The 15,122-nt window shown below is 63.8% G+C and carries 14 protein-coding genes and 1 riboswitch; of the genes, 4 read left to right on the forward strand and 10 right to left on the reverse strand.

Annotated features, from left to right (window positions below):
- Positions 1-40: 40 nt before the first annotated feature.
- Positions 41-1,333 carry an MFS transporter gene (locus HWX09_RS24450; RefSeq protein ID WP_027782224.1) on the reverse strand — a complete coding sequence of 431 codons (1,293 nt, stop codon included), beginning with the start codon at positions 1,331-1,333 and terminating at the stop codon, positions 41-43.
- 323 nt (positions 1,334-1,656) lie between these two features.
- Here HWX09_RS24450 and HWX09_RS24455 point away from each other — a divergent pair, with 323 nt between their 5' ends.
- Positions 1,657-3,132 carry a DNA-3-methyladenine glycosylase 2 family protein gene (locus HWX09_RS24455; RefSeq protein WP_027782223.1) on the forward strand — a complete coding sequence of 492 codons (1,476 nt, stop codon included), beginning with the start codon at positions 1,657-1,659 and terminating at the stop codon, positions 3,130-3,132.
- Complete coding sequence (locus HWX09_RS24460; RefSeq protein ID WP_027782222.1) at positions 3,129-3,662, forward strand: methylated-DNA--[protein]-cysteine S-methyltransferase; 534 nt, start codon at positions 3,129-3,131, stop codon at positions 3,660-3,662. Before HWX09_RS24455 ends, HWX09_RS24460 begins: the two co-directional genes overlap by 4 nt.
- A gap of 36 nt (positions 3,663-3,698) precedes the next feature.
- Here the strand turns inward: HWX09_RS24460 and HWX09_RS24465 are convergent, their stop codons facing one another.
- Positions 3,699-4,196: an Lrp/AsnC family transcriptional regulator gene (locus HWX09_RS24465; protein WP_027782221.1), complete on the reverse strand. Its 498-nt coding sequence runs from the start codon at positions 4,194-4,196 to the stop codon at positions 3,699-3,701.
- A gap of 156 nt (positions 4,197-4,352) precedes the next feature.
- On the opposite strand from HWX09_RS24465, the gene glmS reads away from it, so the two are divergent.
- Together glmS and HWX09_RS24475 are read left to right on the forward strand one after the other, a co-directional pair.
- The gene (gene glmS, locus HWX09_RS24470) at positions 4,353-6,182 is read left to right on the forward strand and encodes a glutamine--fructose-6-phosphate transaminase (isomerizing) (RefSeq protein WP_027782220.1); all 1,830 of its coding nucleotides are present in this window, start codon (positions 4,353-4,355) and stop codon (positions 6,180-6,182) included.
- 349 nt (positions 6,183-6,531) lie between these two features.
- Positions 6,532-7,794 (forward strand): hypothetical protein, encoded by a 1,263-nt coding sequence (locus tag HWX09_RS24475; RefSeq protein ID WP_034185265.1) that lies wholly within the window; start codon positions 6,532-6,534, stop codon positions 7,792-7,794.
- 306 nt (positions 7,795-8,100) lie between these two features.
- Here HWX09_RS24475 and HWX09_RS24480 read toward each other — a convergent pair whose 3' ends face one another.
- From HWX09_RS24480 to HWX09_RS24515, 8 genes are all read right to left on the reverse strand, one after another.
- Positions 8,101-8,625, reverse strand: coding sequence for a hypothetical protein (locus tag HWX09_RS24480; RefSeq protein WP_155257304.1), 525 nt, complete (start codon positions 8,623-8,625; stop codon positions 8,101-8,103).
- A 42-nt stretch (positions 8,626-8,667) separates the two neighbouring features.
- Positions 8,668-8,771: riboswitch (SAM-I-IV-variant riboswitch) on the reverse strand.
- A gap of 152 nt (positions 8,772-8,923) precedes the next feature.
- A complete protein-coding gene (locus HWX09_RS24485; protein WP_027782218.1) occupies positions 8,924-10,276 on the reverse strand; it encodes an ATP-binding protein in 1,353 nt (450 codons plus the stop codon).
- Positions 10,277-10,327: 51 nt separating this feature from the next.
- Positions 10,328-11,002, reverse strand: coding sequence for a response regulator transcription factor (locus tag HWX09_RS24490; RefSeq protein ID WP_027782217.1), 675 nt, complete (start codon positions 11,000-11,002; stop codon positions 10,328-10,330).
- Positions 11,003-11,010: 8 nt separating this feature from the next.
- A complete protein-coding gene (locus HWX09_RS24495) occupies positions 11,011-11,826 on the reverse strand; it encodes a MipA/OmpV family protein (protein WP_027782216.1) in 816 nt (271 codons plus the stop codon).
- 186 nt (positions 11,827-12,012) lie between these two features.
- Positions 12,013-13,101: a porin gene (locus tag HWX09_RS24500; RefSeq protein WP_027782215.1), complete on the reverse strand. Its 1,089-nt coding sequence runs from the start codon at positions 13,099-13,101 to the stop codon at positions 12,013-12,015.
- Between the two features lie 191 nt (positions 13,102-13,292).
- Positions 13,293-13,628 (reverse strand): Rieske 2Fe-2S domain-containing protein, encoded by a 336-nt coding sequence (locus tag HWX09_RS24505; RefSeq protein ID WP_027782214.1) that lies wholly within the window; start codon positions 13,626-13,628, stop codon positions 13,293-13,295.
- A gap of 3 nt (positions 13,629-13,631) precedes the next feature.
- Positions 13,632-13,943: a YciI family protein gene (locus HWX09_RS24510; protein WP_027782213.1), complete on the reverse strand. Its 312-nt coding sequence runs from the start codon at positions 13,941-13,943 to the stop codon at positions 13,632-13,634.
- Between the two features lie 108 nt (positions 13,944-14,051).
- Positions 14,052-15,119, reverse strand: a complete 1,068-nt coding sequence (locus HWX09_RS24515) for a maleylacetate reductase (protein ID WP_027782212.1) — start codon at positions 15,117-15,119, stop codon at positions 14,052-14,054.
- Between the last annotated feature and the right edge of the window lie 3 nt (positions 15,120-15,122).

Raw genomic sequence — 15,122 nt, forward strand, 5'->3', positions numbered from 1 at the left:
GCGCCGTCCGAGGAGGCGCGTTCGTTTGCAGGGACGCGATTCACGCGTCGAGTTTCGCGGGCTTCATCTTCGGCGTGAGCACGTGCATCACGGCCAGCGCGATCAGGTAGGCCGACGCGCCGATCGCGAACAGCACCCAATAGTGGCCCGTGCGCTGCAGCACCTGGCCGATCACTTCCGAGAACAGCACGCCGCCGATCGAGCCGGCCATCCCGCCGATGCCGACCACCGACGCGACCGCGCGGCGCGGGAACAGGTCGGACGCGGTCGTGAACAGGTTCGCCGACCAGCCCTGGTGCGCGGCGGCGGCGAGACCGACGATCAGTACTGCGATCCACAGGCTCTGCACCTGCGACACGAACGCGATCGGCAGCACGCAGCATGCGCAGATCAGCATCGCCGTCTTGCGCGCACGGTTCACGCTCCAGCCCGCACGCAGCAGCATCGACGACAGCCAGCCGCCGCCGATGCTGCCGACCGTCGTCAGCGCATAGATGCAGACGAGCGGCAAACCGATGTGCTGCATGTCCATCCCGCGCGACTCGTTGAGCCACTTCGGCAGCCAGAACAGGTAGAACCACCACACCGGGTCGGTCAGGAACTTGCCGACCAGGAACGCCCACGTCTCGCGCTTGCGGATCAGTTCGCCCCAGCGCGGCGCCCCGGCGTTCGCATTCGCCGCGTCGAGCGCTTCGGCTTCGTCGCGCGGCTCGTCGTACTCCGCGGCGAGTGCGCGCGTGTCGGCCGTGCGATACATCACCAGCCACACCGCGAGCCACACGAGGCCGATCGCGCCGATGATCACGAACGCCGCGCGCCAGCCGTAGGCCACCGCGATCGCCGGGATGATCGCCGGCGCGAACACCGCGCCGATGTTCGCGCCCGAGTTGAAGATGCCGGTGGCGAGCGCGCGTTCGCGGCGCGGGAACCATTCGGCCGTCGTCTTGATCGCGGCCGGGAAGTTGCCGCCCTCGCCGATGCCGAGCAGCGCGCGCACGAACGCGAAGCCCGTCACCGAGCCGACCGCCGCGTGCAGCATCGCGGCGATGCTCCACACCAGCATCGCCACCGCGTACGACACGCGCGTGCCGAGCCAGTCGACGATGCGCCCGAAGCCGAGCAGGCCCAGCGCATAGAACGCCGAAAATGCCATCACGATGCGGCCGTACTGCACCTGGCTCCAGCCGATGTCGTGCTGGAGCATCGGCGCGAGCAGGCCGAGGATCTGCCGATCCATGTAGTTGATGACGGTCGCGAAAAACAGCAGTGCACAGACGGTCCAGCGATAGCGGCTGGCGGCCGCGCGCACGGCGCCGACGACGGCAGTGGGCATGAATGTCTCCGATGCGCGGTCGCGCCCGTCGCGCCGCACGCAGTTCGTTGACCGGCGACCGGCGCCGGGGCGAACGCCGGCGCGCTGCTGCGCACGACGCGTTTCGCCGATCCGTCTGGAAAACGTTTTTCAAAGGATAGGGTGTCTGCCGGGGCCGTGTCAGTCGGGGATTTCGATGAGTCATCTCAAATTCATCGCGGGAAAAGAGACGACTGTTTCGCAGAGTGGTATTAATCGTTTTTCCTCTGATTTTCCCGCTGCGGCCCGGCCGGCGCGCGGATGCGGAGACACATGTCCGATTCCAGCCAGAATCGACGGCGGGGATGGTTTACAGTCGTCTCATGCGCCTCGATCCCGACACCTGCTACGACGCCCTGCTTTCGCGGAACCGCCGCTTCGACGGCTGGTTCTTCGTCGGCGTGGCGACGACCGGGGTGTACTGCCGCCCCGTCTGCCCGGTGAAGCCGCCGAAGGCGCGCAACTGCAGCTACTACCCGACCGCCGCGGCCGCCGAGAAAGCCGGCTTCCGGCCCTGCATGCGCTGCCGCCCCGAGCTCGCGCCCGGCCACGGGCTGCTCGACCTGTCCGGCAATCTCGCCGACGCGGCCGCGACGCTGATCGACGACGGTTTCCTGAACGCTCATTCCGTCGATGCGCTCGCACGGCGCGTCGGCGTGACCGAGCGCCATCTGCGCCGCATCTTCGGTGCGCAGTTCGGCGTGTCGCCGGTCGAGTTCGCGCAGACGCAGCGGCTGCTGATGGCCAAGCGGCTGCTGACCGATACCGCGCTGCCGGTGGCCGTCGTCGCGTCGACGGCCGGGTTCGGCAGCGTGCGGCGCTTCAACGACCTGTTCCGCCAGCGCTACGGCCTCAATCCGCTGCGGCTGCGCAAAGGAAAAGGGGCCGGCGCATCGGCCGACGGCGACATGACCTTCCCGCTGCCGTACCGGCCGCCGTTCGCGTGGGCCGACCTGATGCGGTTTCTCGCGCAGCGGCAGATCGATGGCGTCGAGCGGATCGACGCGCAGCGTTATGCGCGCATCGTCGACCTGCCGGACCGGAACGGCGGCGGCCGCGTGGCCGGCTGGCTGTCCGTCGCGCACGTGCCGCAGCGCTTCGCGCTGGCCGTGACCGTGTCGCACGCGCTGACGCCGGTCGTGCCGGCCGTGCTCGCACGCGTGCGCCGGCTGTTCGATCTCGACAGCCGCCCCGACGTGATCGATGCGCATCTCGGCGATCTCGCGAGCGGTTCGCCGGGCCTGCGCGTGCCCGGCGCGTTCGACGGTCTCGAGATTGCGATCCGTGCCCTCGCGGGCGAGCAGCTTGCGGCGGCGCAGGTCGATACGCCGTTGCTCGCACGCGTCGCGAAACGCTTCGGCACGCCGGTCGACGGCGCGCCGCCGGGCCTCACGCACGCACTGCCCTGCGCCGCGACGCTGACCACACTGCCGCCTTCGGCCCTCGAGACGATCGGCATCGAGCGCGACACGGCATGCGCGATCGTGTCGCTCGCCCGCGCCGTCGACGACGGCACGCTCGCGCTCGAACCGATGGCGCCGCTCGACGCGACGCTCGCCGCGCTGCGCGCGCTGCCCGGTTTTGATGAACGCGCGGTGCAGTACGTCGCGATGCGTGCGATGGCGTGGCCGAACGCCTTCCCCGCCGACGACGCGTGGCTGCCCGCCCGCACCGAACCCGCGGGCGCGCCGCCCAGCGCGCCGCATGCCGCGCGCTGGGCGCCGTGGCGCGCGTATGCCGCATTGCATGTGTGGCGCCTTCATGGAGATGTGTTGCGATGACTCCCGCTTACCTGATTCCGAGCCCGCTGGGCGACATCGCCGTGCGCATCGAGGACGATGCGCTGACCGGCCTCTACTTCGTCGGCCAGAAATACTTCCCGTCGCTTGCGATCGTGCGCGAAGCGGACGCGCTCGCCATGTCGCCGCTCGCACGCCGGGTCGCAAAAGAAATCGCCGAGTACTTCACCGGCGCGCGCGACACGTTCTCGGTGCCGATTCACCTGCGCGGCACCGCGTTTCAGCGACGGGTATGGAAGGAACTGCTTGCGATTCCGTTCGGCGAACTCGTGTCGTACGGCGACATCACCGAGCGCGTCGGGCTGCCGATGAGCGGCGCGCGCGCCGTGGGCGGCGCGGTCGGCCGCAATCCGGTGTCGATCATCGTGCCGTGCCATCGCGTGGTCGGCGCATCGGGCAGCCTGACCGGCTATGCGGGCGGCATCGACCGCAAACGTGCGCTGCTGTCGCTCGAAGACGCCGGGTTCTCGCGCGGCGCGCACCATCCGGTGCAGCAGGCGCTGGCGTTTTGATATGCCGGGTTTCGCATTCGGCGCAGGTTGTGCGACCTAGCCGCCGCCGCGCTTGCGCATCGCATGCGCGACCCGCGCGTTCGCTTCGAATTTCGCGCGATGCGTCGAGAAAAACGTCCGCACGTTGCGGACGTTCGACGCGCCGGTGAACAGCCGCCGCGCGAATTCGTCGTATTCGGCGACGTCGGCCAGATCGGCGATCACGACGAAATCCGGCCCCGGCGACACGCGATAGCACTGCGTGACGGCCGGCTCCGCGCACACGTACGCTTCGAACGCGTCGTAGTCTTCGGCCGTCTGCCGGTCGAGGCTGATCTCGATCAGCGCGGTGACGGCCGTGCCGATCGCGACCGGGTCCAGCACCGCGACCTGCCGACGGATTACGCCGGCCTCCGTCAGCCGCCGCACGCGACGCATGCAGGTGGGCGGCGACGACAGCGCGCGCTCGGCCAGTTGCAGGTTCGAGACCGATGCATCCTCCTGCAGGATTGCGAGGATGCGCAGGTCGAGATCGTCGAGGGTGATGCCGGCCATCGGCCTCTCCTTCCCGTCAGACAGTGAAATTTAATTTCAACATAATATACGATATTCCATTAAGTTCATATTCGATCGCTTTTTGAAATTTAATTCCATTTCGCTAGCTCTACCATCGCTCTCACTGATCCAGACAGGACATTTACGGAGCGCGATATGTGTGGAATTGTCGGGGCGGTTGCCCAGCGGGACATCCTGCCGAACCTGGTCGACGGCCTGAAGCGACTCGAATACCGCGGCTACGATTCGTGCGGCGTCGTGGTCTACCGCGACCGCACGCTGGCACGCGCCCGCAGCGTCGATCGTGTCGCGAACCTGCAGCGCGAGATTGCCGCACAGGCGCTGTCCGGCTACACGGGCATCGCGCATACGCGCTGGGCCACGCATGGCGCGCCCGTCACGCTCAACGCGCATCCGCACTTCTCGCCGAGCGACGCCGACGCGCGCATCGCGCTGTCGCACAACGGGATCATCGAAAACTGCGACCAACTGCGCACGGAACTACAGGCGCACGGCTATGTGTTCGCGAGCCAGACCGACAGCGAGGCGATCGCACACCTGATCGACCACCTGTACGACGGCGACCTGTTCGATGCGGTACGGCGTGCGGTCGCGCGACTGCGCGGCAGCTATGCGATCGCGGTGATGTGCCGCGACGAGCCGCATCGGATCGTCGGCGCGCGCGACGGGATGCCGCTCGTGGTCGGGGTCGGCGAAGGCGAGAATTTTCTGGCGTCCGATGCGATTGCGCTGTCCGGCATCACCGATCGCATTGCCTACCTGGAGAACGGCGACGTCGCCGATATTCAACTGCATCGCTACTGGATCGTCGACGCGGCCGGCCAGCGCGTCGAGCGCGCGGTGCAACGCGTCGCCGCGCATAGCGGCGCGGCCGATCTCGGATCGTATCGTTACTACATGCAGAAGGAGATCTTCGAGCAGCCGCAGGCCGTGGCCGATACGCTGCTCGACGTTTCGTCGATCATGCCCGAGCTGTTCGGCGACGGCGCGTGGCGTGTATTCAACGACGTCGATTCGGTGCTGCTGCTCGCGTGCGGCGGCAGCTATCACGCGGCACTGACCGCGAAATACTGGATCGAGAGCATCGCGAAGCTGCCGGCCAGCGTCGAGATTGCCAGCGAGTTTCGTTATCGCGACAGCGTGCCGAATCCGCGCACGCTCGTCGTCGCCGTGTCGCAAAGTGGTGAAACGGCCGATGTGCTCGGGGCCGTGCATGTCGCGAAGCGCAGCGGGATGATGCATACGCTCGCGATCTGCAACGTCGCGACGAGTGCGCTGATGCGCGAATGTGCGCTGCAGTTCGTGACGCGTGCGGGGATCGAGATCGGCGTGGCTTCGACGAAGGCGTTTACGACGCAGCTCGTGGCGTTGTTCCTGCTGGCGTTGTCACTGGCACAGGTGCGCGGGCGGTTGAGTGACGATGAAGAAAAGGAACATCTGCGGGCGCTGCGGCACCTGCCCGACGCGATGTCGAAGGTGCTCGCGCTGGAACCGCAGATCATGGCGTGGTCGGAGTTGCTCGCGCGACGCGACAACATGCTGTTTCTCGGGCGCGGCATGCATTATCCGATCGCGCTCGAAGGGGCGCTGAAGATGAAGGAGATTTCCTATATTCATGCGGAGGCTTATCCGGCGGGGGAGTTGAAGCATGGGCCGCTGGCGCTCGTCAGCAATGAAATGCCGGTGATCGCGGTTGCGCCGAATGACATGCTGCTCGAGAAGCTCAGGTCGAACATGCATGAAGTCAGTGCGCGGAATGGGCGGCTGTTCGTGTTCGCGGATGTGGACTGCGGGATCGTGCCGAGTGAGGGGATCGAGGTGATTCGGCTCAACGAGTATTACGGGCCGTTGTCGCCGATCTTGCATACGGTGCCGATGCAACTGCTCGCGTATCACGCGGCGCTGGCGCGGGGGACGGATATTGATAAGCCGAGGAATTTGGCGAAGTCGGTGACGGTGGAGTGAGGGGGAATCGTGCCGAAGGCAGATGGCAGTTTCGAATAATTCCACGCGACGTCCCCGCTGAAATCCCCACGAAGGATCACTTGGCGAGGACTATTGTAAATTGCTCCGTCGACATTTTTTGCGCGACCAAAATGCGCAACATCTCCGAAAAGCAATGTACGAAGCATCTAAAATTTTGGATGATGGCGGCCGAAATTTATCCAGGATCATAGGTTGGGTGAAAAACTGCGATCACTCATCGAAAAATATTAGCCATTCGACGGATGGTTAAATTCTCCCGTCGCGCCGTATTTTTGTCAATTTTATATTATATAATTCGTTGTTTATTTTTCAACTAAAGAGTCTCCGTATGGCATTGTTTGAAATAGCAGGCAATGGCTTGCAACCTATTCCGCTCGGCACCTTCGGAAATCTTGGTCTGCGAGAAAGAGCCGATATTCAGAGAGCAGTGCGCGCACACATTGAAGCCATCACTCCCGGAGTGAAGACGAAAGTTATCGCGGAAGAGTTCGGTGACTGGAACGGAGCGAATCGCCGAATTGACCTGCTGTGCGTGGACGAGGACGCAAATCTGGTCGTCGTTGAGTTGAAACGTGACGAAGGTGCCCATATGGACCTGCAAGCGTTGCGATACGCAGCGATGATTTCAACCATGCGGTTCGAGCAAGCGATCGCAGCCCATCGCAAGTACCTCACCGACACTGGTTCCAGTGAGGATCCCGAACAGGCGCTTCGTGATTTCTTGGAGGTAGACGAGGGCCCCGTCGTCTTCACCGATACGGTGCGAATCGTGTTGGCATCTGCGAATTTTTCCTCTGAATTGACGACAGCTGTTCTCTGGCTGAATAAACAGGGAAACATGGACATTCGATGTGTCCAAATTCGCCCGCATGCGGTCGACTCTCATGTATTGCTCGACATCCAGCAAGTCATCCCTCTTCCGCAGGCCACTCAATATACGGTCGCGCTACGTGAAAAGTCGAACGAACAAGCAAGTGCGCGGACGACGACCCGAGACACGACTCGATACGATCTGACCATCGGGGATGCCTTCTATCCCAATCTGCCGAAGCGCCGACTGATGCTTGGGCTTGTACGCGAAGCCATAACACAGGGGCGTTCGCCTGACGAGATTCGAGAGGCAATCACTTGGCGAAAGCGCGATCTCTTCATCTCCAAACCAGGCCACGCAGATGAAGCTGAGTTCCAAGCCCTGTTTCCCGGAAAAAAGCTTCGATATTTCTTCGGTGCAAACGAGAGGTTCTTCCTCGATGGCACAACCTATGTTCTGACTCTAGCGTGGGCCGACCGTACCCTTGAGGCCGCCGACAAGGTCAAGCAGCTTCTGCGCAATCCGGAAGAAGCCTTTTGGGAACCGACGTCTTCGACAAGCGAACAGGACGAGGAAGAATTCTACGATGGGTACGTTATCAGACGGCTCGCGAGCGGCATCATTGAGCTCGAGCGGGATGGCCTGCCAGTGTCCCCCGCACGACCAGTTCTGCACAAATTCGCCGAGCAACTAGGTATCTCGACGCAATATGAAAGCGGCACCGAGGCGAATACTCAACAACTCGGCAAGCGAATCATCAGTGCCCTTCGGTCAGCGTAAGGCTCTGGCCGCGCGCCAGCAATCGCAGTAGCTGATGCAGCTTTAAGTCAAACGTCCATGTCGAACGCGACGATGGCTGGTACGCGATCATCGACCAGCTATCGCGCTGGCTCGAAGCGCATGCGCACAAATCGTTGCTGATCGTGCTTGGGGTCAAGGGGAGGCTCGGCGGCCTACGATTCCGCATGCGCGGGAACGTGCGCGGCGAATCGGGCGGCTGGCTCATATCCGCGGCGGAGCTGAGCCAAACGAATTTGCGAAGGTCGCAGCCATCCGACCCTGCTGCGCGGGCATGCAGACGCCGATTTACGAACCGACAACACCTGTAGTCGCAATTTCGCTTAGCGCATTCTTTTGGTCAGCGTACCATCGTACGAGACATTCTCTGTCATGGCATGTCTTCTCCCGATAATTCCATTGCTCGCGCGTTCGTTCACGAAATGCAGCTTGGTTCGTTACGGCAGCGTTAGCTTTCGTATGCTGAGACTCCGACGCATTTCCGGCCGTCGCCGAACCACCCCGAACGAAATGATGCCCCACCCGCGCCCGAAGCACCCCCTCCAGCGCGGCAAGCCTTTCACGCAGCCGCACCGCTTGCCCTTCCGTCATTTCGCCGAGCACGATCTTTTGTTCGAGAACGTCGCCACAGCGAGTAATGGCCCACCGATCGACCGTAGCCGTTTCACCTTCGAGTACGGCCTCCGCGGTCGAAACGATGCCCGGAATCCGTCTCGAAACGAGATGAACCGTATGCGTCAACGTAAAACCGGGAAGGAAGTGCGACCAGTCTTCACAGACGGTCGGGCGGGAAGCGGAGGAAACTTGGCTCATGGTTGCTCCGGATGAATGGTTATCGAACCGGTGCCAGCCATGCTGCTCCCGCTTCGTTGCCGTCAATCGGCCGCATCGCCTCGAGGGCGTCCACCTTGCCCGGGAGGGCAGGTTGGCGTCGGATGACCCGACTCTGGATGCTTGAATTCTCGCGTTCGTCATTCCGAACGCAGTTCCATTATAGCGAAAATCCGACGTCGAACAAGGCCCTCAGGAAAAACCACGCTGCGACCGGACGTCTCTCCGATCCGGCCCCTGTACCGAGGGGAACCCGGTCACACACGACCTTCCGCGCCAACTAAAACCAGACACTGAACCGCGCGCCCGTTGCCAGCACATCGACCGTCAGCTTCCATTGATGAGCGTCGGCGATCTCCTTGCAGATCGCCAGCCCGAGGCCCGCACCGTCATACCGCGAATCCGGCGCCCGCCAGTATCGGTCGAAGAGCAGCGGAAGATGCTCCCGCCGAATGCCCGGCCCTTCATCGTCGACATGAATCGCCGTCTCGAGAACGGTCAGCACGACGACACCGCCCGACGGCGACGCGTTGATCGCATTCTCGAGAAAGTTCTTGAGCAGGATGAAAAGCGCCCCGCCATCCGCGCGTATCGGCGACGCGGAATCGCGCGCTTCGATATGGAGCTTCACCTGCTTCGCATCGGCCTTGCCGGCCAGCAAGCTCACGGCGTCTCGCGCGACTTCGTCGCCGTTCACGTCGCCGAAGCTGAAGTTCTGCGCTTCGCTGACTTCAGCCAGATGCAGCAGTTGCTTCACTTGCCGGGCCATCAGGTCGATCTCGCGAAGCAACAGCGCCTTCTGGCTGATGTCGGGCTGCAGCTCGATCTGCCCTCTGACCAGCGTGAGCGGTGTCTGCAACTCGTGCGCGGCGTCGGCCAGAAACTGCTGCTGAACGGCGAAGCCATTCTCGAGCCGGCTCAGTGCGTCGTTGAACGCATCGATCAGCGGCTTGATCTCGCTGGGAATCCCGGCCGACGACAGCCGCGTTTTCAGGTTGCGCGGCTCGATTTCCCGCGCGGCACGCGATACCTCCCGCAACGGCTTCAGCACGTGACCAATCGTCAACGGCAACGTCAGTCCAAAAATGATGGTCGCAATGACCAGCACATAAGCGACGGTCTTCGGTATCGGATCGACCCTCGTCATGACGAGCGCATCGACGAGTTGCCTGCTTTGCGCCACCTGCACGTAATGGACGACGCTACCGTTCGACGCGCGCTGCGTCGCGATCGCATACGCCTTGCCGTCGATCGTGACGGGCAATACCTTGCCGGCCGCCGTCGCGAGATCCTCCGCCAGCCACGGCCGATCCCCGTTCGACGGCGCCGACGCCAGCAACACCTTCCCCGTCGCATCGAGCACGCGGTACATCGCGTCGGTTGGCAAGAGCCGGAACATCGCCGCCGGACGCTCGCCCAATCGCACCGATACCGGCCGCCCGATCGCGTCGAAGCGCATGCCGGCCTCGATATGACGGATGCTCTCCATCTGCTGGCGCCGCCCGAGGAGTTCCGGATATCGAGCGAGAAAATACATGGAAAGCGCGGACAGCAGCGCCAGGCTGACGGCGAACGCGACGACGTTGGTCACCCATAGACGCGTCGACAGGCGCAGGATCCAATGACGGAACATGGCGGTTTTCTTACGAGGGAGTGGCAACGGGCGACGCGCGGCGAAGCATCGTCACGCGCCCCGCAGCGCGAAGCCGGCGCCGCGGATGTTGGTGAGCCGCATCGTTGCCCCGATCGCCGTCAGTTTCTTGCGCAAGCGGTGCACGGTCACCTCGAGCGCGTTCGGCGTGACCGCCTCCGCGAGCCCCCATGCGGCATGCTCGAGTATCGAATGCCGGACGGTCCGCCCCGCGGCTTCGATCAGGCAGAGCATGACCTGCAGCTCGGCCGGCGCCAGCAGTACCGTCCGATCGCCACAGCGCATCGCGCGCTGGGCCGGGTCCACGGTCACGTCCGCGAACGATGCGACGAGGGTCGTGAGCAGCGCCGGGCGCCGCATCAGCGTGCGCACGCGGGCGACGAGTTCGCTCATTTCGAACGGCTTGGTCACATAGTCGTCGGCGCCGCTTTCGAGTCCGTCGATGCGGTCATGCAACGCATCGCGTGCCGTCAGCATCAGGCAAGGCATCATGCGCCCCGCCGCACGCAGCGTCCGCAAGAACGCCAGGCCGTCTCCGTCGGGCAATCCGCGGTCGACGATCAGCAGTGCATAGTCGGCCCGCTCGACACCGTAGGCGGCTTCCCGAGCATTACCGAACCGATCGGATTCGATCCCGGCCGCAGCCAGGGCCTGTGCCAACAGGCCGGCCAGGCGCTCGTGATCCTCGACAATCGCCACTCTTGGCATACTCGCACTCACTTGAACCGATACATGTAGCCGATTCTGGCCTCGGGAACGAACCGCCGTCCGACGAGCGGACTGTCGGTGATGCCGTCGCCGAGACGCGACACGCCCACGTCCACAAAAATCGTCTGCTGCTTCGTCAGCCGGTAGTCGACACGGGTGCCGGCCGATACGTTCACGGTCGAACCCGCACTGTATGCGGCACGCCAGGCACGCGCCTCGGATGGTCGCACGCCGTAATAGTAGTCGACGTATTTGTCGCTCAGCCATTCCACGCCGACATGTGGCGCGATCGAGAACGCGCCGAGGGCGAACGCCTTCTCGAAGCCGATCTTCGCGCGCTCGCCCTTGTTGCCGCCGAGCAGGAAACTGCTCGACAAGGTGCCGAAGCTCGTGCTCCATGACAGTGCAGGGCCGTACCATAACGCGCCCTTGCGATTTTCCATGCCGTTCAGGATCGGCGCGTCCGAGCCCTTGTATCCGTCGAACAGCGAGAACTGGCCACGAAGCGCGACACTGACGCCGCTCCAGCTGCCGATTTTCAGATCGACCGTGGTGCCGATGGCCTGCACCCATTTATTGTCGAAGTAGACCAGCGGAAAAGGCAATACGCGGGTGCCGTCGCCCCTGTAAACCGACGGCTCGATGCCGACGCCGGCGCCGAGTCCCCAATGCGTGACGTTCGTCGCGTGGTCGAGGATGGTCAGCCCCGTATTGTCGGGGTCGGGTGGGTTCGTGCCCTCGTCCGCCCACGCGGAAACAGATGAAAGTGCAAATGAAGCAGCAAGCAGCAATAACGGGCGTTCGCGGCGGGAGGCAATTTTCACAATCGTTTTCCTGGAGTCGGCGGTCAAAACGGGGGCTACTGTAGGACCAGTCGACTTACCGCTCACTTACCAGGAAAAATATCGTCTCCTTGCGGACTATGCGGGAAACTCAAATGGTGGGAAATATCGGCGCAGGGCGATCTCGTGCCGCCCTGCGCGCTTGAAGAACGCGGCAAATGCGCGTCGTCAAAATACCGTATGCAGCCCCACCCGCGCGACCGCCTGACTCGCGGAGCTCGACACCCCGTTCGGATCCAGCACCCCGTTCACCTGCGCATTCGCGCCGCTATTCGCCCGCTGATAATCCGCCGATACATACACCATCGTCCGCTTCGACAACAGGTATTGAAGGGCGACGCTGACCTGATGCGCATGGTTGTCGTTCACCGCTTCATTGCCCTTCATGTACATGTATTTCGCGCCCAGCACGACGTCCGGCCGGATCCGCCACAGGCCGCCGGCTTCGGCCATCCACACGCCCGCACCGTTGAACGCGTTGCGCACGCTGGTCACCAGCGCCTTCGCGGCAACCACGCCAAAGTCGTAGTGCATCCCGACACCCCAGTTGCGCACGCTGGTCGACGGCACGCCCGGCGCCGGGCCGTATTTCTCGTTCGTATAGGCCGCGCCCACGCCGAAGGGCCCGAGCTCATAGTTCACGCCGGCGCTGACGGCGTTGTCCGCGCCGACCGAGCCGGCCACGCCGCCGAACGCATACATCACGCCACCGGAAAAGCCAGCGACGGTCGGCGAGCTGTACTTGACCGAATTCGCGATCGGCTTGCTGCCGGCCGTGCGGTCCCAGTCGAACGCGCCGGTCGGATTACCGGGAAGCGCAAGACGCTGGAACGGGCCATTCCGAAAGCCGTACAGGCCGGAGATGTCCCGCGAAATCGCGTTGCCCTTTGAAAAGAGCGAATCCACCATGAAGTCGTACTGATTGCCCAGCGTGAGGCTGCCGAACCGGTCGCTCTCGAGGCCCACGTAGGCATTGCGCCCGAAAATCCCGGTGCCGACGATGCTGCCGTTCGCCATCGAGAACTGATTCACGAGCGCGAAGATCGCACGATATCCGCCGCCGAGATCCTCGGTGCCGCGCAGGCCGAACAGGTTGGGCGCGAATATGCCGTCGTCGAACTTGACGTTCTTTCCGCCGCCTTCGTTGCTGACATACGAGATGCCGGAATCGATCAATCCGAACATCGTCACGCTGCTTTGCGCCCATGCGCCCTGCGCCACGGCAAGCACCGCCAATACACCAAACCTGAGTTTCATGTTGTCTCCGTCTTTTTTATGAAAATACGCGTTCGTCACCTGCTTCGAGGCGGGTGTTCGCTCATTGCTTCGTGGAAAATCGCCTTGAATCAGGCAGTCATAACAACACCTGAATTTAGTTTTACTGATTAATTAATTCGAAAAATCTCCGGTGAAGCCATATCGACCTGAACGATGCAAAATCCGCGAAATCAAGCGCCCCGAAAGACGACCCACGCGGAGGCATCCACCTCGACGGCCACGGTGTCCAGCCCGGCCCCCGTGCAAGGCCCGTCGATACACACGCCGTCGTCGAACCGGAACAACGCACTGTGATGCGCACACATCAACACCTGCGACCGGTAGCACGACACACGCCCCGGCACAAAATCGAGCGGCACCGAGAAGTGCGGGCAACGATTCACGTACGCCCACACCTGCTCGCCACGCCGCACCACGACGACGGGCCGTCCGATGCAGGCTTCATCGACGACCCGCGCGCCGCCGTCGGGCACATCGGACACGCGGCACAGCCGTTTCGCTTCCATCGCTCACACCCTTTGCTCGGGGTTGCCGAGGCTCCAGTCCCACGGACGCACCTCGACGTGCGAGAACAGGCCCTCCTTCACATACGGGTCGTTGCCGACGAACCGCATCACCGCATGGATATCGTCCGCCTCGACGACGAGCAGCGTGCCGTTCATCGCATCGCCCTGCGGGTCCAGCGTCGGGCCGCCGAGCCGCACGTACACCCCGTGCTCGGCCGCCGAGCGCAGATACGTCCGGTGAATCGGCCGCATGCGGTCGCGCACGTCGCGCATACCCGGCTGGTCGGTGGCAAACACTGCAAAAAAATGCGCCATGGCGATCAGCTCCGATCAAGGGCAAAGCCGAACATCGCTTCGCGGGACAAGCCGTGCAGGCCGATCTGGTCATTCATCACGTCGTTCTCCGTTCGCGCATCCTGCTGCTCAATGCGGCGCGCACCCTTCCCATGCATGCTGAAGCAACGCGCGAATCGCGGTGCGTTCGATCGGCCGCGGGTTCGCATACGGGTTCCTGCACGCGAGATCGGCCGCTTCATCGAGCCCTTGCTCCGGCATCCCGATATCAGCCAGCGCCGGTGCGATGCCGAGCTGCGCGTTCAGCGCGAACAGCAGCGGCCCGGCGTCGGCCGCGTCGCGCCCGCCCAGCGCCCGGGCGACGCGCCGCAGTGCGTCGGGCGCAGCGGCGTGGTTGTAATGCGCGGTATGCGGCAACATCGCCGCGTGCGTCTGCGCGTGCGGCAGGTTGAACGTGCCGCCCAGCGTATGGCAGAGCTTGTGGTGCAACGCCATGCCGACCGCACCGAGGCACGTGCCGGCCAGCCATGCGCCATACAACGCGCGGCTGCGCATCGCGCGATCTTGCGGATCGCGCACCACGCCGGGCAACGCTTCGCCGAGCGCACGAATCGATTCTTCCGCCATCAGGCTGATGACCGGATTCGCGTCTTCCGCGTAGAGCGCCTCGACGGCATGCGCCATCGCATTGACACCGGACGCCGCCGAAATACCGGGCGGCAGCGACAACGTCAGCGAAGGGTCGTAAATCACGGTACGCGGCAGCACGCGCGCATCGCGCCCGGTGCGCTTCAACCGGCCTTCGGTGAGCCCGTAGATCGGCGTCATCTCCGAGCCGGCGTAGGTCGTCGGCACGGCGAGGATCGGCAGCGACGATTCGAGTGCGATCGCCTTGCCGAGCCCGATCGTCGAGCCGCCGCCGATCGCGATGCAGCAGTCCGCGCCCAGCTCGGCGGCCATCTCGCGCGCGGCACGCGCGACTTCGACCGGTACGTGCATCACGGCCTGCGCGCACACGCCCGCCGCACGCTCGCCGAGCACGTCCTTCACGCGGTCGGCGAGCGGCTGCTGTTCGGGCGTCGACAGAATCAGCGCCCGCTGCGCGCCGAGCGCGGACAGCTCGTCCGGCAGCCGTTCGAGCGCGCCCCATTCGAACACGACGCGGGACGGCGTTCCCTGATAGACGAAGCGTTCCATACG

The organism is Burkholderia sp. BCC1208 (assembly GCF_902833095.1).
Classification (GTDB): Bacteria; Pseudomonadota; Gammaproteobacteria; order Burkholderiales; family Burkholderiaceae; genus Burkholderia.